Genomic DNA, 24,371 nt, shown 5'->3' on the forward strand with positions numbered 1-24,371 from the left:
ATCGCGCACGGGCGTTCACTCCGGAGTGGGGGTGGTCGCCATGGCGATCCGCACATACGGCCCCAACGCCGTCGACTGGGAAGAGCGCATCGACCTGGACCGGCTGCGCGGGCAGCGGCTGGCCCGGCTGCACGAGTCCCTGAACCGCTCCGGCCTGGGCGCGGTGCTCTGCTTCGACTTCGCCAACATCCGCTACATGACGGCCACCCACATCGGCACCTGGGCGATGGACAAGCTGATCCGCTTCGCCCTGCTGGTGCGCGACGGCGAACCGGTCGTCTGGGACTTCGGCTCCGCCGCCCGCCACCACCAGCTGTACAACCCGTGGCTCGACTACAGCGACGGCAAGGGCGGCCCGCCCACCGGCGCCCGGGCCGGCATCTCCACGCTGCGCGGCGCCTTCCACCCGGACGCCGGGATCGCCGAGGACGTGGCCGCCAAGATCGCCGCCGAGCTGCGCGACCACGGGCTGGCGGGCGAACCCCTCGGCGTCGACGTCGCCGAGATGCCGGTCCTCGCCGCGCTGCGTGCCGAGGGCATCGACGTCGTCGACGGGCAGCAGGTCTTCCTGGAGGCCCGCCGCATCAAGACCGGCGACGAGATCGCCCTGCTCACCCAGGCCTGCGCCATGGTCGACGCGGCGTACGAGGAGCTGTACGGGTACCTGCGCCCGGGGGTGCGCGAGAACGAGTGCGTCGGCGTGGTCAGCAAGGTGCTCTACGACCTCGGCAGCGAGTACGTCGAAGGCGTCAACGCCATCTCGGGCGAACGCTGTTCACCGCATCCGCACGTCTACAGCGACCGGTTGATCCGCCCGGGCGACCCGGCGTTCTTCGACATCCTGCACAGCCACCTCGGCTACCGCACCTGCTACTACCGCACGTTCGCCGTGGGCAGCGCCTCGCGGGCGCAACGGGACGCGTACGTGCGCTGCCGGGAGTACATGGACGAGGCGATCGCGCTCGTCCGGCCCGGTGCGACCACCGCCGACATCGTCCGGGTGTGGCCGCGCGCCGAGGAGTTCGGCTTCGCCGACGAGACCGCCGCGTTCGCCCTCCAGTACGGCCACGGCGTGGGCCTGTCGATCTGGGAGAAGCCGATCTTCAGCCGGCTGGTCTCCCTCGACCACCCCGAAGTCCTCGAAGAGGGCATGGTGTTCGCCCTGGAGACGTACTGGCCGGCCGCCGACGGCTGGTCCGCCGCCCGGATCGAGGAGGAGCTGGTCGTCACCGCCGACGGCTGCGAGGTCATCACCAAGTTCCCCGCCGAGGAACTGCTGGTGGCCGGGCGCAAGTACTGGACGGTGGGCGGCGAGCTGAACACCCGGCGCGAGGCACAGTCCCACCTCAACACCGGGGACCGCGCGAGGGCGGACAGGGGGGAGCGCTCACACGCGCACCCCACGGACCGCCGGCCAACGACGCAGCAGGACAGCTGATGGACGCCACCGCACTCCTCGACCGGTACGAGCGGATGAACGTCATCCGCCGGACGGAGAAGGCCGCCCACGACCTGTTCCTGCGGGGCCTGGTGAAGGGCACCACCCATCTGGCCGCCGGGCAGGAGGCCATCGCCGTGGGCGCGAGCGCCGCCCTGCGCCCGGACGACTATGTCTTCGCCACCTACCGGGGCCACCACCACGCCCTCGCCCGGGGCGCCACCCCCGAGGAGTGCCTAGCCGAGCTGATGAGCCGGGCGACGGGGCTGTGCAAGGCCAAGGGCGGCTCCATGCACCTGACCAAGGCGGCCACCGGCATGCTCGGCTCGTACGCCATCGTCGGCTCCCATCTCCCGATGGCGGTGGGCGCGGCCTGGTCGGCCCGGCTGCGCGGCACCGAACAGCTGGCGGTCGCCTTCTTCGGCGACGGCGCGACCAACATCGGCGCCTTCCACGAGTCGCTCAACCTCGCTGCCGTGTGGAAACTGCCGGTGCTCTTCGTGTGCGAGAACAACCTGTACATGGAGTACACGCCGATCGCCGACGTCACGGCCGTGCCCCGCCCCGCCGCCGACCGGGCCCCCGCCCACGGCATCCCGGGCGAGGTCGTCGACGGCAACGACGTCGAGGCGGTCGAGGAGGCGGTGGGGCGGCTCGCGCGGCGGGCCCGGGCCGGAGACGGGCCCGCCGTGCTGGAGGCCGAGACCTACCGGCACTTCGGGCACAGCCGCGCCGACCCGGCAGCCTACCGCCCGGCCGAGGAGGTCGAACGCTGGCTGAAGCACGACCCGTTGGACCTGGCGCGGGGGCGCCTGACCGAGCTGGGCGTGGACGAGGAGACGGTCGCCGGTGCCGACGAGCGGGCCCGGGACGTCGTGGAGCGGGCCGTGGAGGCGGCGAAGGCCGCGCCGCCGCCCGATCCGCGCGAGGCACTGACCGACGTGTGGGCGGACGGAGGTGCCGCATGGCGGACGTGATCACCTACCGGGACGCGGTCGCCGAGGGCATCGCCCGCGAGATGCGGCGGGACGCGTCGGTGGTGTGCCTCGGGGAGGACATCGCCGCGGCCGGCGGGGTGTTCAAGACGACCACGGGCCTGCTGGAGGAGTTCGGAGCCGACCGGGTGTGGGACACGCCCATCTCCGAACAGGCCATCGTGGGCGCGGCGATGGGCGCCGCCATGACAGGGATGCGGCCCGTCGCGGAGATCATGTTCTCCGACTTCCTGGCCTGCTGCTGGGACTACCTCGCCAACGAGATCCCCAAGGTCCGCTACATGACCGGCGGCCAGGTGACCGTGCCCCTCGTCGTACGCACCGCCAACGGCGGCGGCCTCGGCTTCGGCGCCCAGCACTCCCAGGCCACCGAGAACTGGGCCCTGACCGTCCCCGGGCTGAAGATCGCGGCGCCGGCGACACCGGCCGACGTCACCGGCATGCTGGCGGCGGCGATCCGCAGCGAGGACCCGGTGGTCTTCTTCGAGCACAAGGGGCTGCTCGCGACCAAGGGGCCGCCGCCCCCGCCCGGTCACGTCGTCGAGCTCGGCCGGGCCGCGATCGTCCGCGAGGGCGCCGACGTCACCCTCGTCGCGCTCGCCTCGACGGTCCCCCTGGCCCTGAAGGCCGCCGGCGTCCTGGCCGGGGAGGGCATCGAGGCCGAAGTGGTCGACCTGCGCTGCCTGGTCCCGCTGGACGCCGCGACCGTCCTCGCATCGCTGGGCAAGACCTCGCGGCTCGTCACCGTCGAGGAGAACCCGTACCAGGGCGGCTGGGGCGCCACCGTCGTCTCGGTCGTCGCCGACGCGGGATTCGCCCTGCTGGACGCGCCCGTGCGGCGGGTGGCGGGGGAGTGCGTCCCGCTGCCGTTCGCCGACACGCTGGAGCAGCAGGTCATCCCCACCGTCGACAAGGTCGTCACGGAGGTCCGCAGGCTCGCCGCGTACTGAGCCGCACACCCGCCACCGAACACCCCATGGGAGGAAGCGCGATGACCACCAGGACACTGCTGCGCTCCGGTCACGTGATCTCGATGGACCCGGACATCGGGGACCTGCCCCAGGGGGACGTCCTCGTCGAGGACGGCAGGATCGCGGCCGTCGAACCCGAGATCAGCGCCGACGCCGAGGTCCTCGACATGGCCGGCCACATCGTGATCCCCGGCTTCGTCGACACCCACCGCCACACCTGGGAGGCCCCCATCCGGGGCGTCGCCCCCGACGCCACCCTCGACGACTACTTCGTCGACATCCTCGACACCTTCGCACCGCTGTACACCCCCGAGGACGTGTACGCGGGCAACCTCGCGGGCGCCCTGGAGTGCATCAACGCCGGCATCACCACGCTCGTCGACTGGTCGCACATCAACAACACCCCCGAGCACCCCGACGCGGCGATCCAGGGCCTGGCGGAGTCCGGCATCCGGGCGCGGTACGCGTACGGCAGCGCCAACACCTCCCTCGCGGATTACTGGTTCGAGAGCAGGATCGCGATCCCGGCGGACGACGTACGGCGGATCCGGGCGGCGCACTTCGCGTCCGACGACGGCCTGCTCACCATGGGCCTGGCCACCCGCGGACCCGGCTTCTGCGTCGACGAGGTCGTCACCGCCGAATGGGCCATGGCGCGCGAGCTGGGCCTGCCCATCACCGTGCACGTGGCCATGGGGCGCCTCGCCGGCCGCTTCGGCATGGTCAAACAGCTTCACGGCCTGGGACTGCTCGGCCCGGACACCACCTACGTCCACAGCTGCTACCTCAGCGAGGAGGAGTGGCGGATGGTCGCCGACAGCGGCGGCACGGTGTCGGTCGCGCCGCAGGTGGAGCTCCAGATGGGGCACGGCTGGCCGCCCGTGATGCAGGCCATCGAGCACGGCCTGCGGCCGTCGCTGAGCATCGACGTCGTCACCACCGTGCCCGGCGACATGTTCACCCAGATCCGTGCGGCCTTCGGCGCCGAGCGCGCACGCGTCAACGCCGACTGCTGGCAGGCCAACATGCCGGTCCCCGACACCATGCTGACGGCACGTCAGATGCTGGAGATCGCCACCGTGAACGGCGCGCACGTCGCCGGTCTGGAGGACCGCACCGGCTCCCTGACCCCGGGCAAGCGCGCCGACATCGTGGGGATCGACGCCACCGCCCCGAACGTCGCCCCCGTGCACGACGCGACGGCCGCGGTGACGCTGTGCGCCGACGTCTCGAACGTGGACACGGTCCTCGTCGACGGCGTGATCCACAAGCGTGACGGCCGGCTCCTCGGCGACACCGCCCGTGCACTGCGGCTCGTCGGCGAATCCCGGGACCGGCTCCTCGCCGCGAAGGAGGCCAAGGCGGCGAAGGCGCCGGCATGACGAATCACCTGGTGCGTCACGCCGCCGACCTGCCCGAGCCGCCCCGCGACGGCCACGGTCACCGGCGCCGGGCGCTGGTCGGCGAGGACGACGGCAGCGTCCACACCGGCTTCGGCCTGTGCGAACTGCGGTTCGGCGGGCGGGTGCCCGCCCATGTGCACTCCTACGAGGAGACCTTCTTCGTCCTCGACGGAGCCGTGATCCTCGACCTGCCGGACGGCTCGTACCTGCTGGAGACGGGCGACTACGGCCTGCTGCCGACCGGTGTCCCGCACGCCTGGCGTGGGGCCGGGGGTACCGGCGGCCGCTGGGCCGACATGCTGGCCCCGGTGCCGCGCGCCCGCTACGGGCACGACACCCAGGCCGTGCCGGACCTGCCCGCGCGCGAGCCGGCCCGGGTCGACGTCCGGGACCCGCGCACCCGCCTCTTCGGCCACTTCGAGCCCGGCCAGATGGATCCCGGCAAGCAGTCCCAGGATCTGCTGGCCGTCACGGCGAGCATGCGGACGGCGCTGCTGGTCTACAGCGGGATCACGGTGAAGATGATGATCGACGGCGATCTGGGCGCGGTCGCCTCGACGATGTTCATGGTGCAGTACGCGTCCGACGGGGTCATCGGAACCCACGACCATCCCTTCGAGGAGACCTATCTGATCCTGGAGGGCGTGGCCGAGGCCACCCTGGACGGCGAGCGGTACCGGCTGGAGCCCGGCGATCTGGCCTGGGCGGGCGCCGGATGCGTGCACGGATTCGTCAACGCGGGGCAGGGGACACTGCGCTGGCTGGAGACACAGGCGCCGCAACCGCCGTCACGGCACTCGTACCGGTTCACGCGGGACTGGGACTACCTGCGCGCGGCACTGGAGGAGAAGTCATGAGCAGTGTGCTCGTCGTCGGCGGCACGTCCGGGATCGGGCTGGAGTTCGCCCGGGCGCGGGCCGGGCAAGGAGACGACGTCGTCCTCACCGGCCGCGACACCCGGCGGGCCGAAGCGATCGCGAAGGAGGTCGGCGCCCGCGGACTCGCCCTCGACCTGGCCCGGCCGCTGGAGATCGCGGCGGCCCTGGCCGGCCTGGGGCGCGTCGACCATCTGGTGATCGCGGGCGTCACCCGGGACGACAACAAGGTGACCGAGTACGACATCGACGCCGCCCTGCGCCTGGTCACCCTGAAGCTGGTCGGCTACACGGAGGTGGTGCACACGCTGCGGAGCCGGCTGCACGACGACAGCTCCATCGTGCTGTTCGGCGGCCAGGCCAAGGAACGCCCCTACCCGGGCGCGACGACGGTGGCGACGGTCAACGCGGGGGTGCGGGGCCTGATGAACTCCCTGGCCGTTGAACTCGCTCCGGTCCGGGTCAACACCGTGCACCCCGGGATCGTGGGCGACAGCCCGTACTGGCAGGCCAAACCGGAGAAGGTGCTCGCCACGCTGCGCACCGAGACCCCGACGGGACGGCTCGCCGCCATGGCGGACGTGGTCGACGCGGTGGACTTCCTGCTGCGCAACCGGTCGGTCAACGCCGTCGAACTGACGGTGGACGGAGGCTGGTTGCTCGGGTGAGCGGCCTTCCGGCGAAGGTGCCGGTCACCCGGCACGCCGCAGCGTGTCCTCGGCGACCTCCTTGTCCACCGCCGCCCGCACCAACGCGGCGGCGAGGACGGCCGGGTCGGTGTCACCGGCCAGTTCGGTGAGGCGCTCCGGATCCTTCGGCAGGTCCAGCCGCTCGGCGCCCTGGAGGGCCTTGGCGTCCAGATAGGGGGCCACCTCCGGCCAGACGCCCTGCGCCTCGCGCAGGAAGATGTCGGCACCCGCAGGCCCGATTCCGGGGAACTCCTTCAGGAGGCGGCGCAGTTCGGAGACCTCGCCGTCCGCCTCCCGGCGCAGCCGCCGCAGATCGCCGCCCCATCGCTCGCTCAACAGCCCGGCGGCGTCGCCGAGCTGGGTGGCCGTGCGCTCGTCGTAGCGCCGGTAACCGCCCCGGCCCAGGGCGTCGACCCGCTGCTGCCAGGAGGCCTGCGCCATACGCCGCGGATCGCGCAGCCCCGCCTCGTGCAGGGCACGGGCGGTGGCCAGCGCGATCGAGCCGCGGATACGGGCACTGAGCAGGTGGGAGAGCACCAGCAGCCGGTACAGCGGCTGCGGGGTGTCCTTCAGTCCGATGCCCGCCTCCTCGGCGTAGGTGCGGCCGTGCGCGCCGACGAGTTCCCGTACGACGCGCTCCGGGCGGCCCACGGTCTACCCCTTCAGCGGGTCGTGCCCGACCGTCATCAGCCGGCGCCGGCGCCGGGTGTCCTCGGCCGTCACCTCCGGCTCGGGCTCGTTCTCCAGGTCCACCTGGCCGGTGACCGTGTCCACGACCTTCCGCATCACGCGCAGGTCGTCCTCGGTCAGGTCGGTGCGCCGCTTCTGGAGGATCGCCAGGACGTGCTGCCCGGTGGCCGAGCCGGCCTGGTCCGGCAGCGGCTCGGTGGCCTCGTCGGCGTCGCGGACCCGCAGCCAGGCCGCGAGCTCCTGCGAGGTCATGTTCACCACGCGGTGGAAGTCCTCCCACAGCGCGTCGAGTTCGAGGGCGTCGGTCATCGCCTGCCCCTTCCGTACGTACGTCGGATGCCCTGTGCCTGTCGCCCCGCAGGTCAGCGGGGGAAGTTCTCGGCGTCGAACATCCAGCGCTGCTTCTCCAGTTCCGCGGTGACGCTGATCAGCAGGTCCTGGGTGACCGGGTCCGCCTTCTCGGTCGCGTCGATGCGCTCGCGCAGCCGGCCGACCGCGTCCTGCAGCGCTTCCACCATCACCTGCACGGCGTCCGAGTCGCGCACCCAGCCCTCCTTCGGGGCGGGCAACGTGAAGGCCTTGGCGATGGTCTCCGGCCGGCCGTCCGGCGGGACGCCCAGCGCCGCGGACCGCTCCGCGACGGTGTCGGCGAAGTCCCGTGCCGCCGTGACCACCTCGTCGAGCTGGAGGTGGATGGACCGGAAACGGGGGCCGACGACGTTCCAGTGCGCCTGCTTCCCGACCAGCGAGAGCCCGAGCAGATCCACCAGGGTGTCCTGGAGTGCCTCGCAGGAGACCTTGCGGGCGTCGTCGGGCAGTGTGCTCCTCACAGCCGTCATAGGGCACTTCTCCTTCTCGCGTCGTTCCTGGTCGTCCGGAGCAGTGCGTCGCGTTCCTCCTCGCCGGTGCCGCCCCACACGCCCGAGGCCTGACCGCTGCTCAGCGCGAAACCCAGACACTGGTCGGTCACCGAGCAGCGGGCGCACACCCGCTTCGCGGCGCTCACGTCGCGCAGGGCGGGTCCGGCGGTGCCCACCGGAAAGAACAGCTCGGGGTCCTCGTCCACGCAGGCGGCGCTCCGCAACCACTCCATGAACGCGCGGGTGCCCTGGGCGCCCTGGTGCAAACGCATCGCACGAGGTTGTCCGGCCTGCGATATGACCTGCCGGGACGTCTGTAAGGCGCAGAATCTTCACAGACGGCGGGCCGAGGGGCTATAGTCCGAAACTAGCAGTGCTAATTAATGCGCGTTCGCGCGCGGCGTGAGGAGCCTCTCGTGCGTCCCGTCCACTTCGCGGCCGCCCGCCGCACCCCCATCGGCAAGCTGCGGGGATCCCTCTCCTCGGTACGTCCCGACGATCTCGCGGCGACCGTCGTCCGCGCCCTGGTCACCGGCGTGCCCGCCCTGGACCCCGCCCGGATCGATGACATCTACTGGGGCGCCGCCAACCAGGCCGGCGAGGACAACCGCAACGTCGCCCGCATGGCCGCGCTGCTCGCCGGCCTCCCCGACTCCGTGCCCGGCGCCACCGTCAACCGCCTCTGCGCCTCGGGCCTGGAGGCCGTGACCACGGCCGCCCGCACCATCGCCGCCGGTGAGGCGGACATCGTGATCGCGGGCGGCTCGGAGTCGATGAGCCGCGCCCCCTTCGTCCTGCCCCGCCCTGACGACGCCCTGCCGCACCGCATGGAGACCGCCGACACCCGCCTCGGCTGGCGACTGGTCAACTCGGCGATGCGCGATCTGCACGGCCTGCTGGCCATGGGCGAGACCGCCGAGGAGGTCGCCGCGCGGTACGGAATCCCGCGCGAACGCCAGGACGACTTCGCCCTGCGCAGTCACCAGCGCGCCGCCCTGGCCCGCGACTACGGCCACTTCGACGACGAACTCCTCCCCGTGGAGCGCCCCGACGGCGTGGTCGTCGACACCGACGAGTGCGTCCGCGAGGACACCTCGGTCGAGAAGCTGGCCCGGCTGAAGCCGGTCTTCCGGGACGGCGGCACGGTCACCGCGGGCAACGCCTCACCGATGAACGACGGCGCAGCGGGCCTCCTCCTCGTCAGCGAGGAGGCCCTGAACGAACTGGGTCTGGAGTCCCTGGGCCGCTATGTCGCGGGCGGCTCCGCCGGTGTCCACCCCGACGTCATGGGCATCGGCCCCGTCCCCGCCACCCGCAAGGTGCTGACCCGCGCCGGGTGGAGCGTCGGCGACCTGGAGGAGGCCGAGTTCAACGAGGCCTTCGCCGCCCAGGCCCTGGCCTGCGTGGACCAGCTCGGCATCGACCCCGACCTGGTCAACCCCAGCGGCGGCGCCATCGCGCTGGGCCACCCCCTCGGCTGCTCCGGCGCCCGCATCCTGACGACGCTGCTCCACCGGATGCGGCGTACGGGGGCGGGGCGCGGGCTCGCCACGATGTGCGTCGGGGTCGGGCAGGGGAGCGCGGTCCTGGTCGAGCGGCCCTGACGCCCCGGCACGGCCCACCAGGCGAGACGGCGCTTACGGGCATCTGTTCGTTGCACATAGCATCAGTGTTCGCATGAACACCATGACCCTCTGGCACATCACCGGCTGGGAGTTCGCCGCCCTCGCCTTCGCGGCCCTGCTCGTCGGCTTCTCGAAGACCGCCGTGAGCGGGGCCAACACGGTCAGCCTCGCCATCTTCGCGGCGGTGCTGCCCGCCCGCGCCTCCACCGGCGTGCTGCTGCCCATCCTGATCGCCGGAGACCTCCTGGCCGTCGCCACCTACCGGCGGCACGCCCACTGGCCCACACTGTGGCGGCTGTTCCCGGCGGTCGCCGCGGGTGTCGTCGTCGGCACGGTGTTCCTGCTCTGGGCGGACGACGCGGTCGTACGGACCTCGATCGGCGCGATCCTGCTGCTGATGGCGGCCGTGACGGTGTGGCGCCGGCGCACGGCCGACAAGGAGGAGGAACCAGAGTCGGTCACCACCCGGCCGGGCCGCCTCAAGGCCCGCTCCTACGGCGTCCTCGGCGGCTTCACCACCATGGTCGCCAACGCGGGCGGCCCCGTGATGTCGATGTACCTGCTCTCCGCGGGCTTCCGCAAGCTCGGCTTCCTCGGCACCTCGGCCTTCTTCTTCCTCATCGTCAACGTCTCCAAGCTGCCCTTCAGCGCGGGCCTCGGGTTGATCGACGGCCGTTCGCTGCTCCTGGACCTGGCGCTCGTGGCGTTCGTGGTGCCCGGCGCGCTGTTCGGCAAGTGGGCCGTGCACCGGATCAACCAGCGGCTGTTCGAGCAGCTCGTCATCGCGGCGACCGTCGTGGGCGGCCTGCAGCTACTGCTGCCCTGATCCCCGCAGCAGCGCCGGAAGGTCCGCGAAGGAGTCGATCACGTGGTCGGGCGTGCCGTCGGCGTCCCGCAGCGTCTCCGGCTGGAACTTCCCGGTCCGCACGAGCACCCCGGTCACCCCGGCCCGCTGCGCCGCCAGCACGTCGGACTCGACGTCGTCCCCCACCATCACCGCCTCGTGTGCGCCGACGCCGAGCAGGGCGAGTGCCGACGCGAAGAACGCCCGCGACGGCTTGCCGGTGATCTCGGCCTCCACCCGCGCGGCCCGCTCCAGCCCGGCCAGGAACGCCCCGGAGTCCAGCCGCAGCCCCTCGGACGTACGCCAGTACAGGTTGCGGTGCATGGCCACCAGCCGGGCCCCGCGCTGCAGATGCCCGAAGGCCCGGTCGAGCTCCGCGTACCCGAACTCGGGACCGGCCCCGCCGACCAGGACGACCTCCGGCACGGTCCCGGTGTCACCCACTTCGACGACCGTGACACCGTCGAGGTCCTCCGCGATGTCGCCGCTGTTCAGCAGCGCGCACCGGGCACCGGGACAGTGCTCGGCGAGGTACGCGGCGGTGGCGGCCGGCGCGGTCAGGATGTCCCCGGCGGACACCGGGAACCCCGCCTCCGCCAGCGCCCCGGCGATCGACGCCCGGGTGCGGGAGGTGGTGTTGGTGACCAGCAGGACGGCGAACCCGGCCTCCCTGACCTCCCGCAACGCCTCGACGGCCCCGGGCAACGGCCGCCACGAGACGGTGAGCACCCCGTCGATGTCGATGAGCACGGCACGCACGGACTCCATGCCAGGACGATAGCCAGGGGGAGCCGCGCTCGCCGGTCGGACGCGGGCACCCCGGCGGTCGGCCCCCGTCGTCATGCCCGCCGTGAGGCACCTCGTACGCTCGACGTCGTGTCTCCTCACGTCCTGGTCCTCGGCGGCACGGCCGAGGCACGTGCCCTGGCCGCCGCGCTGGCCGAGCGCCCCGGTGTCCGTGTCACGACGTCCCTCGCGGGGCGTACGGCGAGGCCGGGGGTGCTCGACGGGGACGTGCGCGTCGGGGGCTTCGGCGGGGCCCGGGGACTGGCCGGGTGGCTACGGGAGCAGGGCGTGGACGCGCTCGTCGACGCCACGCACCCCTTCGCCGAGTCGATCACGGCCAACGCGGCCCGCGCCGCGGCCGAGACCGGCGTACCCGCGGTGGTGCTCCGCCGCCCCGGGTGGCGGCCCGGCCCCGGGGACCAGTGGCACCCGGTCCCCTCACTGGACGCGGCAGCCGGCCTGCTTCCGCGACTCGGCGGCCGGGTGCTCCTCACCACCGGGCGGCTCGGCCTGGCCTCCTTCGCCCACCTGACGCGGCTCCACTTCGTCGTACGGTCGGTGGAGCCCCCCGAGCCGCCGATGCCGCCCGACACCCATGTACTGCTCGCCCGCGGCCCGTTCACCGTCCCCGGCGAGACGGCCCTGCTGCGCGAGCACCGCGTCGACGTCCTCGTGACCAAGGACAGCGGGGGAGCGGCGACGGCGGCCAAACTGACCGCGGCCAGGGACCTCGGGCTGCCGGTCGTGGTCGTACGGCGGCCGTCGCTGCCGGACGGTGTGACGGCCGTCCCCGATGTGGAGGGCGTGCTGGAGCGGCTGGGACTCGGGTAGGACGCTCACACCGAGCCGGCCGGGAGGGACTTCTCCTGACGGCCCGGCAGCCCGTGGCTCAGGTCCTCCACCGGCAGCCGTTCGCGATCGCGCCGACCGCCACGCGCAGGTCGCTGTCCGGGGCCCGGCCGATGTCCCGCCCCTGCCGGTCCTCCAGGCAGTCGGCCCAGACCCGGGTGAGGACCGCGGCCTCCCTCCCGCCCGCTCGGTGTGGGACAGCAGGGAGCCGTCCCCCGCCAGACCCCTCAGCCGCGGGGGTGCCGGCGCAGCAGATACGTGTCCATGATCCAGCCCTTGCGCTCCCGGGCCTCGGCCCGCAGCCGCTCGATGCGAGGGGCTGCCTCGGCGATGGGGCCACAGGCCAGGATCTCGTCCGGAGTGCCGATGTAGGCGCCCCAGTAGATGTCGACGTCCTCCTGCGCGTACCGCCGGAAGGTCTGGTGGGCGTCGAGCATCACCACCACGTCGTCCACGCCCTCCGGGAAGCCCTCCGCCAGCCGCCGGCCGGTGGTGATCTGCACCGGCCGGGCCACCCGGTTGAGGCCCGTGCGGTGCCGGGCGACGAGTGCCGAGACGCTGCTGATGCCGGGCACGACGTCGTAGTCGAACGCCACGGCGCCCCGCTCCAGCACCTCCTGCAGGATGCCCAGCGTGCTGTCGTACAGAGACGGGTCGCCCCACACCAGGAACGCGCCGGTCTGCTCCTCGCCGAGCTCCTCGGTGATCAGCCGCTCGTAGATGTCGGCCCGGGCGCTGCGCCAGTCCCCGACGGCGGGGGAGTAGGCCGCGCCACCGGCACTGCGGTCCCGCTCGGGATCGCGCGCCTCGACGACGCGGTACGTCCCCTCGGGTACGTGCGCGTCGAGCATGTCCCGGCGCAGCCCGGTGAGATCCGCCTTCACCTCGCCCTTCTCCAGGATGAAGAACACGTCCGTGCTCCGCAGCGCCCTGACCGCCTGGAGGGTGAGCTGGTCGGGGTCGCCCGCGCCGATACCGATGACATGAATCTTTCGCACGGCCCGAGTCTGCCGCACGGAGATCGGGACGGGTACACCGAGGTCGGCCTCTCGCCCCCTGGAGTCGGCGAGACGACCGTCCGTCGCCGCAGCTCAGCGCCCGGCTGCCGGACCCCGCAGCCGAGGCGCCCGCGCCCCGGCGTCGACCGGTCGGCCGGTTCGTTCCACGTCCCCGGCCAGCTCCCGCGCCCACGCGGCCACGCCCACGACGTCGATCCCGTGCGGCAGGTCCTGCCCGGCCCCGGACACCCAGGACTCGGCCGCTCCCGCCCCGCGCCGCAGGAGCCGGGCCCCGCCGGTCAGGTTCCCCCGGGCGGCGTGCGTGAGCCCCACGGCGAGCTGGGCGAGCCCGCGCCACAGCTCGCGCTCCTGGTCGGGCCCCGACTTCCACGCGTCCTCGAACACCTCGTGCGCGTGGAACGGCTTGCCCTCGTCCAGCAGCCGCTGCGCCTCCGCCACGGTCTCCTCCGGGGTACGGACGATGCCCTCGGGCTGCCGGGGCACACCGTCCGCGCCGTAGGGAAGGGGCCGACCGAGCCCGTCCCGGGGCCGGGCGTTGCGCGCCCGCCCCTCGTCGTCACGGTCCCGTGCGTCGCCCGGCCGGCCCGGGTCGGTCTCTCCTGTGCTGCCCATACGCCGATTGTCCCGCCCGGCCCGCTTTCGGCGCGGCCAGGGGTGTGGGGTAAAGTGCTGTTCGCGCGATCACGCGGTTCACCGCGGGTGGCGCGCACCGGGACGTGGCGCAGCTTGGTAGCGCACTTGACTGGGGGTCAAGGGGTCGCAGGTTCAAATCCTGTCGTCCCGACGGTGCGAAGGGTCCCGCAGGCCGATGCCTGCGGGACCCTTTCGTTGTGCGTACACGTTGCGCGGGCGAGTCGTGCGTACGCCCTTGACCTCAAGAGCACTCCAAGCTGAAGACTCCCCTGCGTGCCCCGGACCCGGGGCCCGCCGGAGGGAGACACCCATGAAGTACCGCACGATCGGCACGAACCCCACGACCCGCCGCGAGGTGAGTGTCCTCGCGCTCGGCGCGATGCTGTTCGGCTCGGTGACGGACGAGGCGACGTCCTTCGCCGTGCTCGACCGCTACGTCGAAGCCGGCGGGAACTTCATCGACACGTCCGACAACTACGCGTTCTGGGCCGACGGCGGCCAGGGCGGCCAGAGCGAGGCGCTCCTCGGCCGCTGGCGGCGCAGCCGCGGCATCGGCGACGAGATCGTCGTCGCGACCAAGCTCGGTGCCCGCCCCCTGGCCCCCGGCACCAGCTACACCGACAACCCCGAGGGCCTGTCCGCCAAGGTCGTGCGCGAATCCGCCGAGCGCAGCCGGGAACGGCTCGGCCTGGAGAAACTGGACCTGCTGTACGCGCACATAGAGGACCACACCGTCCCGCTCCAGGAGACCGTCGAGGCCTTCGCCGCCCTGGTCGCCGAGGGCACCGCCGGACTGCTCGGCGTGAGCAACCACGCCGTCTGGCGCGTGGAGCGGGCCCGGGCCCTCGCCGCCGCGGCCGGACTGCCCGGCTACGAGGTCCTCCAGTACGCGCACACCCACCTGCGCCCCCGCACCGACGTCCCCGACGCCCTGTTCCCGGACGGCAGCCTCGGCCACGCCGGCCCCGACCTGCTCGGCTACCTGAGGGCCGAGCCCGGCCTGACCCTGGTCGCGTACTCCCCGCTGCTGAAGGGCGCCTACACCCGCCCGGAGCGGCTGCCCGCCGACTTCGACCACCCCGGCACCCCGGCCCGGCTGGCGGTACTGCGCGACGTGGCACGGGAGACGGGCGCGAGTGTCAACCAGGTCGTGCTGGCCTGGCAGATCGGCGGCGAACTGCCCGTCCTGCCGCTGGCGGGGGTCTCCTCGGTCGCACAGCTGGAGGAGAACCTGGCGGCGGTGGACCTGGAGCTGACCCCGGAGCAGCGCGCCCGGCTGGACGCGGCGCACTGACACCGTGGGACCGTGGAGGGGAACGGCACACCGGACCTCCGGAAGGAGCACCGGCCATGACCACCCACCCGGCCCCCCCGGCCCACCCGGCCGCCGGCTCGATCAGGACCACCCCGGAAGGCCTCATGTGGGAGCCCGGCGAGCGCTGGGTGCGCGGCCGCAAGGGCGACGTCACCGTCGTCGACAGCCGGCACCCGGTGCTCGTCTGGGAGCCCCACCTGCCCGTTCCGCAGTACGTCTTCCCCCGCGAGGACGTGCGCACCGACCTCCTCCGCCCGGCCGCGAGCCCGCCCACGGGCGCCCACACCGGCTCCCGGATCTTCTACGACCTCGATGCCGACGGCGAGGTGCGCCGGAACGCGGCCTGGACGTTCCCCGCCGACGACCTGGCCGACCACATCGCCTTCGAGTGGTTCCTGCGCACCGACACGGGCCTCGACCACTGGTACGAGGAGGACGAGGAGATCTTCGTTCACCCCCGGGACCCGCACAAACGCGTCGACGCGCTGCCCAGCAGCCGGCACGTGCGGGTCGAGATCGACGGGCAGGTCGTCGCGGACAGCCACGCCCCCGTCCTGCTCTTCGAGACCTCGCTGCCCACCCGGTACTACCTCCCCCGCGAGGACGTCCGCCTCGACCTGTTCGACGCCACCGACCACCACACCGGATGCCCCTACAAAGGCACCGCGTCGTACTGGTCCTGGCGCGGCGGGGATGATGTGCCGCCCAACCTCGTGTGGACGTATCCCGAGCCGCTGCCGGCGGTGGCGGCGATCCAGGGTCGCGTGGCGTTCTTCAACGAGGTCGTCGACATCACGCTGGACGGCGAGCGCCTGGAACGCCCGGACACGCCGTTCAGCCGGATGCTGCGGAGGCGGAGCCGCTCGTGAAGCCGTCGAGCAGGGCGTCCAGACCGGCCGCGAGACCCTCCGGGCCGCCCCGCTCGGCGAGCGCCGCCGCCGTCTCCCGCAGCGTCGGCAGCTCCTTCGCGGACAGCCGGTGCAGTCCGAGGCGGAAGGCCGGGTCGGTCTCGTCCGCGTTGTCCACCGTCGGGCGCAGCTCCACGGACACGTAGCCCAGCAGCCAGGCCGTGAAGGCGCGGAACACGTCGGCTGCGGCCGCGTCGTCGAAACCGGCGCCCCGCAGCAGGGACAGCACCCTCTCGTGATCGCGCAGGACCGCGGCGGGTCTGCGGGCCAGCGGGACCGCCAGCAGACGCGTCGCGAGCAGCGGCACCGCCTGGGGGTGCGTGAGACACACGGCGTAGGTCGCGCGGGCGATCCGGTGCAGCCCGGCCCGCCAGTCGGGATCCTCGCCGGTGTCGGCGGCCAGCCGCTCCTCCAGCTCCAGGTACAGCGCCTCGACCAGCCCGTCGAGCAGGGCGTCCTTGCTCGACGCGTACCGGTAGAGCGCCATGGCCTCCACGCCGAGCTCGGTGCCGAGGCGGCGCATGCTGAGTGCCGAGAGCCCTTCACGGTCCACCAGGGACAGGGCGCTGGCCAGCACCCGCTCCCGGTTCAGCCGGCCGTAGCGGCCGCGGTCGCTGGCGCGACGGGCTTCGCTCGGCCCACGGCCGTTCGCCATGCTGCCTCCTCGGTGTGCGCAAGGACGGAGCCGGCGGAGCCGGTCCTTCTACGACGTACACATACACGATCGGCGCCGAGTCGCACCTCAGCCGAGCTGCGCTGAAGATGAAAAGAGGTGATACGAGCCCATTCATGGGCATCTGGCTGGAGGGAGCGCCGGGTGACGTTCACCGAGGAGCTGAGGGGGCTCCGGGGGCTCCTCCCCTTGCGTCCCGTAACGTCGCTGACGTGGCCCGCCGACGCGCTGGCCGCCCGCAGACTCACGGACTCGCTCGGCGCGCAGGGCGCCCCGCACCGGCCCCGGCGGACCTTCTCCGACCTCCTCGTCTTCCGGCTTGACGACGGCGGTTCACAGGCCGCCGTGGTCAAACATCCCCGCAGCGCCCGGGCGGCCGCCTCGCTGGCGCACGAGTGCGAGGCCGTACGGCGGCTGCACCGGGACGAACGCCTCGGCGCGTGGCGGCGGCTGCTTCCCGTGGTGAAACAACGGCGCCTGGACGGTCCGCTGCCGCTGGTGGTGGAGACCTGCCTGCCCGGTGTGGAGGCCGACGTGCTGCTGCGGCGCTCGCCGGAGCTGGCCCGCAGGGTCACCGAGTCGGCCCTGGCGGCGATTCGTGAGCTGCATCGCGCCACGGGACGGACCGAAGAGGTGACGGCCCGGCTGGCCGACTGGGTGACGCCCCGGCTGGCCGTCCTCGCCGAGGAGGTCGGCTGGTGCCGGCGGGGCGAGGGCGCGGAAGCACTGGTGGCCGTGCGCGAAATGGTGGAGAGCGAGCTGGCCGGACGCCGCCTGCTGGTGGGGTGGACGCACGGCGACTTCCACCCGGGCAACGTGTTGCTGGCGGAGCGCCCGGGGACCCTGTCCGGGGTGATCGACTGGGCGGGCGCGGTCCCGGACGGCCCCTCGCTGCTCGACTGCCACACCTTCGTGCTGACCATGCGGCACCAGCTCACGGGGCGGGAGTTCGGCGGGGTCGTGGCCGATGTGGTGCGGCGGGCCGGTCTCGTGCCCGAGGACCGGCGGCTGCTCGCCGGCGTGCGGGCGCTGCCTTCCGGCCCGCGGGCGGAGACGGTCGTGACACTGCTGACCTGGCTGTGGCACGTCGCGGGGAACCTGGAGAAGTCGGCTCGGTACGCGCGCAGTCACCGGTGGGTCGCGGACAACGTCGTGTCCGTGCTCGGGGAGGTCCTGGCGCACGAGGGCGAGGTGCCCGCCCGAGAAGGGGCGCAGAGCGCACGTTCTGGCAGGAGAGCACCGTGAACCCACCCGCTGAACGTCTGATCCACACCGCGGCCGGTCCCGCGCGCATCACCACCCCGGCCCCGCGCGCTACCTGGTGGGACCTGGCAGCGCGGGACCCGGACACCGCCGTCACCCAGATTCCCACCTGGCTCGACTGTCTGTGCGAGACAGGGCCGTACCGGGACGCCAGCCGGCTGTACACCTTTCCCGACGGCAGCCGGATCGTGCTGCCCCTGGCCGGCCGGGGGCGGCGTCCCCGGTACCTGGACGCGGAGGAGTCCTGGCCGGCCGGCTGGGGCGTCGGCGGGCCGCTGGCCTCCGGGGAGGTGACCCCTGAGCAGGCACGGGCGCTCTTCGACGACCTGGCGCACCGGCCCGCCCTGCGCGTCGGGGTGCGCTTCCGGCCGCAGGGCGCCGGGCTGTGGCAGCGGGCCGCCCCCGGCACGTTCCGGCTGGAACCCCACATGACCCAGGCGGTGGACCTCGACGGCGGCTTCGGCGCCCTGTGGCAACAGCGCTTCCACACGCGGGTCCGGCGGGACGTCAAACGGGCCGAGAAGGCATGTCTGGACGTGGAGGTGGACCGCACCGGCCGGCTCGTGCCCGTCTTCCAGGAGCTCTACGACCGGTCCATCGAGCGCTGGGCCGCTCAGCAGCACGAGCCGCTGGCGCTGGCCCGGTGGCGCAGGAGGCGGGAGTTCCCCACCGGGCGGCTGGCCGCGGTTGCCGCACGGTTCGGCGGGTCCTGCGCGGTCTGGGTGGCCCGGCACGCCGGGGAGCCCGCCGCGTCCATCGTCGTCCTGCGGCACGGCCCGCACGCCAAGTTCTGGCGGGCCGCGATGAACCGGGACGTGGCCCATCCGGTCCGGGCGACCCCGCTGCTGTACCGGCTGGCCATCGAAGAGGCCTGCGAGCAGGGCTGTCAGATCTTCGACCTGGGGGAGTCCGCCCCGGGATCCTCGCTGGAGCACTTCAAGGCCGGTTTCGGGGCGGTCGGCCGCTCGTCTCCCCGGTACTGGCGGGAACGGCTGCCCGTCTCCTCGGCCGAGCGCGGACTGCGCACGGTCGTCAAACGCGCGATCCGGTTCCGGGACGCCTGACGGCGCCGGTCAGCCGCCGTCCTTGAAGATGTCCAGGGGCTCGGCGTCGGCACTGTGGCCGAGCGGGGCGAGGCCGTAGGCGTCCAGGATGGTGCGCAACAGGCCGTACAGGTTGTTGGGCTGGTCGTGGTCGCCCGGCTGCACCTGCTCGCCCACGACGACGGTCGGGATGTGATTGTCCTCGTCCTCGCCGCCCTCGTCCTCGTCCCAGGTGACCACCAGCAGGCTGTTGTTGGCCATCGCCCAGTCCGCGTAGTCCCCGAGGTTCTCCCGCAGCCAGGCGTCGCCCTGCTTGATGGTGCCGTCGTGCATGTCGTTGTCGAGGTTCGGGATGACGAAGGAGACCTCCGGCAGATCCGAGAAGTCCTCGGGGAAGTCCGTCCACGGGCGGTTGACGGAGTTCGGCAGGTTGGTGAAGTTCACCCACGGCGCGTGCCGGCGCACGTAGGGGCCGCTGGTGCAGCCCTTGAAGCCGACGCTCGGCAGGCTCTCCGCGTAGCCGGTGAATCTCAGGTCGGCCTGCAGCAGCTGGGAGGCGAGGTTGCGGGAGGAGAAGTCGTTCGGGCAGTCGTTGTCGACGCCCTGTGTGGAACCGGAGAACAGGGCCAGATAGTTGGGCTGGCTCGGATAGGTGATGGCGAAGAAATCGGTGAGATTGGCGCCCCTGCGGGCCAGCTCGTTGAGGAACGGGGCCTCGGGCGAGCCGATGATGTCCTCGTAGCCCCGGTTCTCTTCGACGACCACCACGATGTGGTCCGGCCGGGGGACGCCGCTGCTCTTGTCCGACGAGCCGCAGCCCCCGAGCGGGAGGAGCGCTGCCAGGGCGCCGCACGCGGCGACAAGAGACCTCCGCCTGCGGCGCACCGGCCGGGACGGCGTCCTCACTCGTGGTGTCACTGCTCTCCCCTGACGGTCGGTTCTTCTTGCGCTGCCGGTCGCAGCAAACGGCAGTAACGTAATTTTTAGCACTTATGCCGCATATGGGTCGGCATGGATCGCTGATGTGTGCCGATGGAGGAAGCGCCACGGTTGGCCTCCCCCGGCCCGCTCGTCGCACCCGCTGTGCGGGAGGCATATCCATGGGCAAGCGTTCGCCTCTGACGATCGGTCAGTGGGCGCCGCGCGCTCCCCTGGAGACGCGGCGACCCGAAGGGGCACCGGCTGTGCCGCCGGGCGGGCGGCGCGCGACGGCACTCCAGTGGATGGCGCGGGCCGCCCTCCCCGTCGCGCTCGTCCTGTGGCTGCTCTCCCTGCGCCACGTGAACCTGAACGCCATGACGGACCTGGGGCTGCTCCAGGTGCTTCCGGTGCTGTTCTGGGTCGCCCTGGGGCTGCTCGCGGTCGGATTCTGCGTGGCCCTGTCCGACCGACGGACCCGGGGCGGCTGGTTCGCCGTCTACGTCCTCGGTCTGATCGCGATCCTGCACGCCACCCCGGCGCTGCTGTACCCCACCCTGCGCTACGGCTGGGCGTGGAAACACGTCGCCGTCGTGGACGCCATGATCCGCAACGGCGGAAGCGTGCCGGGCGCGGAGAAACTCGACGTCTACGACCAGTGGCCCGGCTTCTTCCACCTCAACGCGCTGGTGCTGCAGGCCACCGGTCTGGAGTCGGCGCTCGGATACGCCGTGTGGGCCCCGCCCGTCAACAACGTCCTGCTGCTCGCCCCGCTGCTGCTGATCTACCGGGCGGTGACCACGAACCGGAGGCTGATCTGGGGGGCCGTCTGGATCTTCTACTCCTGCTCGTGGGTCGGGCAGGACTACTTCGCGCCCCAGGCATTCGCGTTCCTGCTCTTCGTCACCCTGATCGCCCTCGTGATGGGACAGTTGCGGGCCTTCGCCGAGCGGCCACCGGGCGACGTGGCCAGGGCCTGGCCCGTCGGCAGATTCCTGCTCGTCGTGCTGATCATGGGTGTGATCGTCTGCTCGCACCCGCTGACCCCGCTGATGATGATCAGCGCCCTGGTCGCCCTGTCCCTGCCGCGCCGCAACCGGCGGGTGCTGCTGCCGGTGCTGGGTGCCGGGGTGCTGCTGACCGTGGTCTGGGACGCCACGGTCGCGCGGCCGTTCGTCTCGGCCAATCTGAGCGAGTTCGTCGGCGCGCTGCTGAAGCCGGACTCCAACGTGGTCTCCGGGCTGGCCGCCCTGGGCACCGCCGCCCCCGGCCAGGTGCAGGTCTCCTGGATCGACCGGGGCCTGTCCGCCATGGTGTTCCTGCTGGCGGCCCTCGCGTTCGTCAGGCGCCGCTGGACCCGCCGCACCGGCATGCCGCTGCTCGTCCTGGCCCCGATGCCGGTCCTGATCGCGAACTCCTACGGCGGCGAGATGATCTTCCGCGCCTATCTGTTCGCGCTGCCCGCCGCCGCCCTGCTCATCGCGGCCCTGCTGTTCGAGTCCCGAAGACACCCCCGGCTGCGCGTGATCCTGGTCGCCCCGCTGCTGCTGGCGATGCTCGGCGGACTGCTCTTCGGCTACTACGGCAAGGAGTCGGCGAACTACTTCACCAAGGAGGAGGTCGCGGCCACGTACTTCGTCACGGCCACCACGCCTCCCGGCTCCCTCATCGTCTCCCTCACGTCGGACGTTCCCGGCCTGGAGATGAACTACGACAGGCATCCACGGATCCAGCTCAACGAACAGGACCTCGAGGTACGCCAGCGGCTGGTGGACAACCCGGTCGAGGGGCTGGAGCCGTTCATCGACGGTGCCACCGTGCGCGAACCGGCCTACATCGTGCTGAGCCGCGCCCAGGCCGCCGAGTGCTACCTCAACGGGACCCTGCCCGCCGACACCATGCAGCGCATGGACAAGGCGATGTCGGAGACCTGGGGCTTCGTACGCGTGTTCCGCAACCAGGACGCCGTGGTGTTCCGCTACCAGAACCCCGACGCGGAGGAGGCGTCATGAGCACGCTTTCCATGAGCTTCCCGCCCCGCTGGACATGGCCGTTGCGCATCGGCCTCGCACTGTCCGGCTGGCTCGCGCTCGCCGCGACTCTGGCCCTGCCCGACGCGGGCGTCCTGCGCATGCTGGCGGTCTGCGTGTTCCTGCTGCTGTGCCCGGGGGCCGCGGCCACGCGGTGGGCCAGGCCCACGCCCTGGCACGGCAAGGGCTGGCCGTTCGCCGTGGAGACCGCGCTCCTCGCCGTGCTGTTCAGTCTGTGCCTGGCCGTCCTCGCCGTGGAGCCCTTCTACCTCACCGAGACCTTCACCACCACACGCGTGGTCATCACCCTCGCGGCCGTCACCTCGCTCCTGGCCCTGCTCCCGGCACCGGGCAGCCGCCGGGAGGGTGCGCGGCCCACCGCCCCGGACGACGCACCGCCGCCCCCCGATGCCGGACCCGACCCGACGACGGACGACACCCCGCAGGAGCCGGGCACCACGGCACGGACGGCGCCCACCACCCCGCCCGCGCGGCCACGCGGCCCCGGTCCGCCGCCGAGCGACCGCATCGCCGTCGCCGTCGTCGGAGCCGGGCCCTACGGCCTGGCCACCGCCTGCCACCTGCAGGCGGCCCGCGTACGGCTGCGCGTCTTCGGGCGGACCATGGAGTCCTGGCGGGCCCACATGCCCGACGGCATGCTCCTGCAGACCGTCCCGGCCGCCTCTGCGATCGCGGCGCCGCGGCACGGCTACGCCCTCGCAGACTTCCGTACGGCTCGCGGCCTGGCCGAGGCCGGCGACGACCGCCCGGTTCCGCTCGCCGAATACGTCGACTACGGACGCTGGTTCCAGGAACACCTGGTGCCCGAACTCGAGCAGGGCCCGGTGCGCCGGATTCGCGCCACGGCGGGCGGCTTCCGGCTGCTCCTCGACTCCGGTGAGGAACCGTTCGCCGCCTCCGTGGTGCTCGCCACCGGTGCGGTGCCCTACGCCTACGTCCCCCGGGTGCTGCGGACGTGCGCCGCCCAAGGACTCGCCTCGCACACGAGCCGGCACCGGGATCTGCGCCGCTTCACGGGGGAGCGGGTGGCCGTCCTCGGCGCCGGGCAGTCCGCCCTCGAGTGCGCGACCCTGCTGCACGAGGCACGGGCCCGGCCCACCGTCGTGGCCCGCACCTCGGCGGTGCTCTTCGACCCCCCGCCGCCGAGTGGCACGGCCGACCGCTCCCGGCTGCAAGGGCCGGGCTCACCACTGGGGCGCGGGCGACCGCTGCTCGGCGCCGTCAGCCGGGGCGGGACGGCCTACCGCCGCCTCCCCGCGCCGCTGCGTATGGAGCTGCTGCGTGCCGTGCCGAGGCCGTCCGGCGCCTGGTGGCTGAAGGAGCGGGCGGCGGGGCGGTTCCCGGTGCTGTGCGGCCGTACGCTGATCACCGCCGAGCCGGGGTACGGGGTGGTCCGGCTGCGGCTGCTCGACGAGCACGGCTGGCCGGAGGACCTCGTGGTCGACCACGTCCTGGCCGCCACGGGCTACCGGGTCGACATCCGCCGCCTGGACGTCCTCGATCCGGGCCTGCGGCGGTCTCTGCGGGTCTTCGCCGGAGCACCGGTGCTGACCAACGGGTTCGAGTCCTCGACGCCGGGCCTGTACTTCACCGGGCTCGCGGCGGCACCGAGTTTCGGGCCGCTGCTGCGGTTCGTCACCGGCACCGGGTTCGCCGCCCGCCGCGTCACCGCCGCCGTGACAGCCGCGAAGGGGCGGTAGCCCTGTGCGCGCGCGACGGCTGCGTCCCGCTCTGGCCGCACTGGCCCTGGTGCTGGCGTTCGGCTGCGGCGCCACCGAGCCGGACACACCCAGGCCGACGCCCGTTCCGCAGGGCTGGACACTGACGTTCCACGACGAGTTCGACGGCTCGGAACTCGACACCGACCGCTGGGCGACCTGCTACGACTGGAACCAGGACGGCTGCACCAACAGCGGCAACGACGAGGAGCAGTGGTACCTGCCCGGTCAGGTGTCCGTCCGCGACGGCCTGCTCAGCCTGAACGCCGAGCGGCAAGAGACACAGGGCAGCGACGACCGGACGTACCCCTGGCGCTCCGGCATGATCTCCACCGGCCGGGACGACTGGTACGCAGACCCCCGGCACGTCTTCACCTACGGATACTTCGAGGCGTCCATCCGCGTTCCCGAACAGGCCGGCATGTTCCCGGCGTTCTGGATGATGCCGGCGTCCAGGTTCACGCCCCCCGAGCTCGACATCATGGAGTTCCTCGGCGGCACCGACCGGGTCTTCATGTACGCGCACTGGCGCAGCCCCGAGGGCGACCAACGGGCCCGTGGCACCTACGGACCCGTCCCGTTCGCCGAGGAGCATCACGTATACGGCATGCTCTGGACCGAGGACAAGGTGAGCTGGTACGTCGACGGGGTCGAGCGCTTCCGGGTCACCGAGCCCGAACAGGTGCCGCACGTGCCCATGGAGGTGCTGGTCAATCTCGCCGTCGGGGTGCCGCAGTCGCCGCCCGCCTCGGTGGATGCGGCCCGGATGACGGTGGACTGGGTGCGCGTCTGGCAGGAGTGACGG

Annotated in this window: 25 protein-coding genes and 1 tRNA gene; 17 read left to right on the forward strand and 9 right to left on the reverse strand. The window is 72.7% G+C overall.

Annotation, left to right across the window (positions count from 1 at the left end):
• The first annotated feature begins 40 nt into the window (after nt 1–40).
• Genes A4E84_RS34950 through A4E84_RS34975 form a run of 6 tightly spaced genes read left to right on the forward strand, consistent with a single transcriptional unit; the run spans nt 41 to nt 6,350 of the window.
• A complete protein-coding gene (locus A4E84_RS34950; protein WP_062931733.1) occupies nt 41–1,438 on the forward strand; it encodes a M24 family metallopeptidase in 1,398 nt (465 codons plus the stop codon).
• A complete protein-coding gene (locus A4E84_RS34955; protein ID WP_062930383.1) occupies nt 1,438–2,415 on the forward strand; it encodes a thiamine pyrophosphate-dependent dehydrogenase E1 component subunit alpha in 978 nt (325 codons plus the stop codon). The genes A4E84_RS34950 and A4E84_RS34955 overlap by 1 nt, the downstream gene beginning before the upstream one ends.
• A complete protein-coding gene (locus A4E84_RS34960) occupies nt 2,403–3,383 on the forward strand; it encodes an alpha-ketoacid dehydrogenase subunit beta (protein WP_062930384.1) in 981 nt (326 codons plus the stop codon). Before A4E84_RS34955 ends, A4E84_RS34960 begins: the two co-directional genes overlap by 13 nt.
• 41 nt (nt 3,384–3,424) lie before the next feature.
• Nucleotides 3,425–4,786, forward strand: coding sequence for an amidohydrolase family protein (locus A4E84_RS34965; RefSeq protein WP_062930385.1), 1,362 nt, complete (start codon nt 3,425–3,427; stop codon nt 4,784–4,786).
• Complete coding sequence (locus tag A4E84_RS34970; RefSeq protein WP_062930386.1) at nt 4,783–5,664, forward strand: cupin domain-containing protein; 882 nt, start codon at nt 4,783–4,785, stop codon at nt 5,662–5,664. The genes A4E84_RS34965 and A4E84_RS34970 overlap by 4 nt, the downstream gene beginning before the upstream one ends.
• Nucleotides 5,661–6,350, forward strand: a complete 690-nt coding sequence (locus A4E84_RS34975; protein WP_062930387.1) for an SDR family oxidoreductase — start codon at nt 5,661–5,663, stop codon at nt 6,348–6,350. The genes A4E84_RS34970 and A4E84_RS34975 overlap by 4 nt, the downstream gene beginning before the upstream one ends.
• A gap of 24 nt (nt 6,351–6,374) precedes the next feature.
• Here A4E84_RS34975 and A4E84_RS34980 read toward each other — a convergent pair whose 3' ends face one another.
• Genes A4E84_RS34980 through A4E84_RS34995 form a run of 4 tightly spaced genes read right to left on the reverse strand, consistent with a single transcriptional unit; the run spans nt 6,375 to nt 8,193 of the window.
• Nucleotides 6,375–7,022 (reverse strand): HhH-GDP family DNA glycosylase, encoded by a 648-nt coding sequence (locus tag A4E84_RS34980; RefSeq protein ID WP_062930388.1) that lies wholly within the window; start codon nt 7,020–7,022, stop codon nt 6,375–6,377.
• Nucleotides 7,023–7,025: 3 nt separating this feature from the next.
• A complete protein-coding gene (locus tag A4E84_RS34985; protein WP_062930389.1) occupies nt 7,026–7,370 on the reverse strand; it encodes a DUF3140 domain-containing protein in 345 nt (114 codons plus the stop codon).
• A gap of 53 nt (nt 7,371–7,423) precedes the next feature.
• Nucleotides 7,424–7,900 carry a Dps family protein gene (locus tag A4E84_RS34990; protein WP_062930390.1) on the reverse strand — a complete coding sequence of 159 codons (477 nt, stop codon included), beginning with the start codon at nt 7,898–7,900 and terminating at the stop codon, nt 7,424–7,426.
• Nucleotides 7,897–8,193: a WhiB family transcriptional regulator gene (locus tag A4E84_RS34995; protein WP_062930391.1), complete on the reverse strand. Its 297-nt coding sequence runs from the start codon at nt 8,191–8,193 to the stop codon at nt 7,897–7,899. Before A4E84_RS34995 ends, A4E84_RS34990 begins: the two co-directional genes overlap by 4 nt.
• A gap of 144 nt (nt 8,194–8,337) precedes the next feature.
• Between A4E84_RS34995 and A4E84_RS35000 the strand changes: the two genes are divergently transcribed.
• Together A4E84_RS35000 and A4E84_RS35005 are read left to right on the forward strand one after the other, a co-directional pair.
• Nucleotides 8,338–9,525 (forward strand): thiolase family protein, encoded by a 1,188-nt coding sequence (locus tag A4E84_RS35000; protein WP_062930392.1) that lies wholly within the window; start codon nt 8,338–8,340, stop codon nt 9,523–9,525.
• A gap of 73 nt (nt 9,526–9,598) precedes the next feature.
• Nucleotides 9,599–10,372 carry a sulfite exporter TauE/SafE family protein gene (locus A4E84_RS35005; protein ID WP_062930393.1) on the forward strand — a complete coding sequence of 258 codons (774 nt, stop codon included), beginning with the start codon at nt 9,599–9,601 and terminating at the stop codon, nt 10,370–10,372.
• Here A4E84_RS35005 and A4E84_RS35010 read toward each other — a convergent pair.
• Nucleotides 10,358–11,158 carry an HAD-IIA family hydrolase gene (locus A4E84_RS35010; RefSeq protein WP_062930394.1) on the reverse strand — a complete coding sequence of 267 codons (801 nt, stop codon included), beginning with the start codon at nt 11,156–11,158 and terminating at the stop codon, nt 10,358–10,360. The two genes, A4E84_RS35005 and A4E84_RS35010, sit on opposite strands and share 15 nt — an antisense overlap.
• 108 nt (nt 11,159–11,266) lie before the next feature.
• Between A4E84_RS35010 and A4E84_RS35015 the strand changes: the two genes are divergently transcribed.
• Nucleotides 11,267–12,007, forward strand: a complete 741-nt coding sequence (locus A4E84_RS35015; protein ID WP_062930395.1) for a cobalt-precorrin-6A reductase — start codon at nt 11,267–11,269, stop codon at nt 12,005–12,007.
• Between the two features lie 245 nt (nt 12,008–12,252).
• Here A4E84_RS35015 and cobF read toward each other — a convergent pair whose 3' ends face one another.
• On the reverse strand, nt 12,253–13,023 hold the full coding sequence (cobF, locus tag A4E84_RS35020; RefSeq protein WP_107308542.1) for a precorrin-6A synthase (deacetylating): 771 nt from the start codon (nt 13,021–13,023) through the stop codon (nt 12,253–12,255).
• 93 nt (nt 13,024–13,116) lie between these two features.
• Nucleotides 13,117–13,656 (reverse strand): DUF309 domain-containing protein, encoded by a 540-nt coding sequence (locus A4E84_RS35025; RefSeq protein ID WP_062930397.1) that lies wholly within the window; start codon nt 13,654–13,656, stop codon nt 13,117–13,119.
• Between the two features lie 98 nt (nt 13,657–13,754).
• Between A4E84_RS35025 and A4E84_RS35030 the strand changes: the two genes are divergently transcribed.
• From A4E84_RS35030 to A4E84_RS35040, 3 genes are all read left to right on the forward strand, one after another.
• Nucleotides 13,755–13,828: transfer RNA gene (locus A4E84_RS35030), tRNA-Pro, on the forward strand.
• Between the two features lie 159 nt (nt 13,829–13,987).
• Nucleotides 13,988–14,971: an aldo/keto reductase gene (locus A4E84_RS35035; protein ID WP_062930398.1), complete on the forward strand. Its 984-nt coding sequence runs from the start codon at nt 13,988–13,990 to the stop codon at nt 14,969–14,971.
• 56 nt (nt 14,972–15,027) lie between these two features.
• Nucleotides 15,028–15,861, forward strand: a complete 834-nt coding sequence (locus A4E84_RS35040) for a DUF427 domain-containing protein (RefSeq protein ID WP_062930399.1) — start codon at nt 15,028–15,030, stop codon at nt 15,859–15,861.
• Here the strand turns inward: A4E84_RS35040 and A4E84_RS35045 are convergent.
• The gene (locus A4E84_RS35045) at nt 15,827–16,555 is read right to left on the reverse strand and encodes a TetR/AcrR family transcriptional regulator (RefSeq protein ID WP_062930400.1); all 729 of its coding nucleotides are present in this window, start codon (nt 16,553–16,555) and stop codon (nt 15,827–15,829) included. The genes A4E84_RS35040 and A4E84_RS35045 overlap by 35 nt on opposite strands.
• Nucleotides 16,556–16,717: 162 nt before the next feature.
• On the opposite strand from A4E84_RS35045, the gene A4E84_RS35050 reads away from it, so the two are divergent.
• The gene (locus tag A4E84_RS35050) at nt 16,718–17,818 is read left to right on the forward strand and encodes a phosphotransferase family protein (protein ID WP_062930401.1); all 1,101 of its coding nucleotides are present in this window, start codon (nt 16,718–16,720) and stop codon (nt 17,816–17,818) included.
• Nucleotides 17,815–18,900 carry a GNAT family N-acetyltransferase gene (locus A4E84_RS35055; RefSeq protein ID WP_062930402.1) on the forward strand — a complete coding sequence of 362 codons (1,086 nt, stop codon included), beginning with the start codon at nt 17,815–17,817 and terminating at the stop codon, nt 18,898–18,900. Before A4E84_RS35050 ends, A4E84_RS35055 begins: the two co-directional genes overlap by 4 nt.
• Before the next feature lie 9 nt (nt 18,901–18,909).
• On the opposite strand, the gene A4E84_RS35060 is transcribed toward A4E84_RS35055, so the two are convergent.
• Complete coding sequence (locus A4E84_RS35060) at nt 18,910–19,797, reverse strand: alkaline phosphatase family protein (protein WP_237305044.1); 888 nt, start codon at nt 19,795–19,797, stop codon at nt 18,910–18,912.
• 182 nt (nt 19,798–19,979) lie between these two features.
• Here A4E84_RS35060 and A4E84_RS35065 point away from each other — a divergent pair, with 182 nt between their 5' ends.
• From A4E84_RS35065 to A4E84_RS35075, 3 genes are read left to right on the forward strand one after another with little or no spacing between them, the layout of a single operon-like run.
• On the forward strand, nt 19,980–21,809 hold the full coding sequence (locus tag A4E84_RS35065) for a glycosyltransferase (protein ID WP_159029647.1): 1,830 nt from the start codon (nt 19,980–19,982) through the stop codon (nt 21,807–21,809).
• Complete coding sequence (locus A4E84_RS35070; protein WP_237305045.1) at nt 21,806–23,548, forward strand: FAD-dependent oxidoreductase; 1,743 nt, start codon at nt 21,806–21,808, stop codon at nt 23,546–23,548. Before A4E84_RS35065 ends, A4E84_RS35070 begins: the two co-directional genes overlap by 4 nt.
• A gap of 4 nt (nt 23,549–23,552) precedes the next feature.
• On the forward strand, nt 23,553–24,368 hold the full coding sequence (locus A4E84_RS35075) for a glycoside hydrolase family 16 protein (RefSeq protein WP_062930405.1): 816 nt from the start codon (nt 23,553–23,555) through the stop codon (nt 24,366–24,368).
• Nucleotides 24,369–24,371: the final 3 nt, after the last annotated feature.

The sequence above is a fragment of the Streptomyces qaidamensis genome, assembly GCF_001611795.1.
Classification (GTDB): Bacteria; Actinomycetota; Actinomycetes; order Streptomycetales; family Streptomycetaceae; genus Streptomyces; species Streptomyces qaidamensis.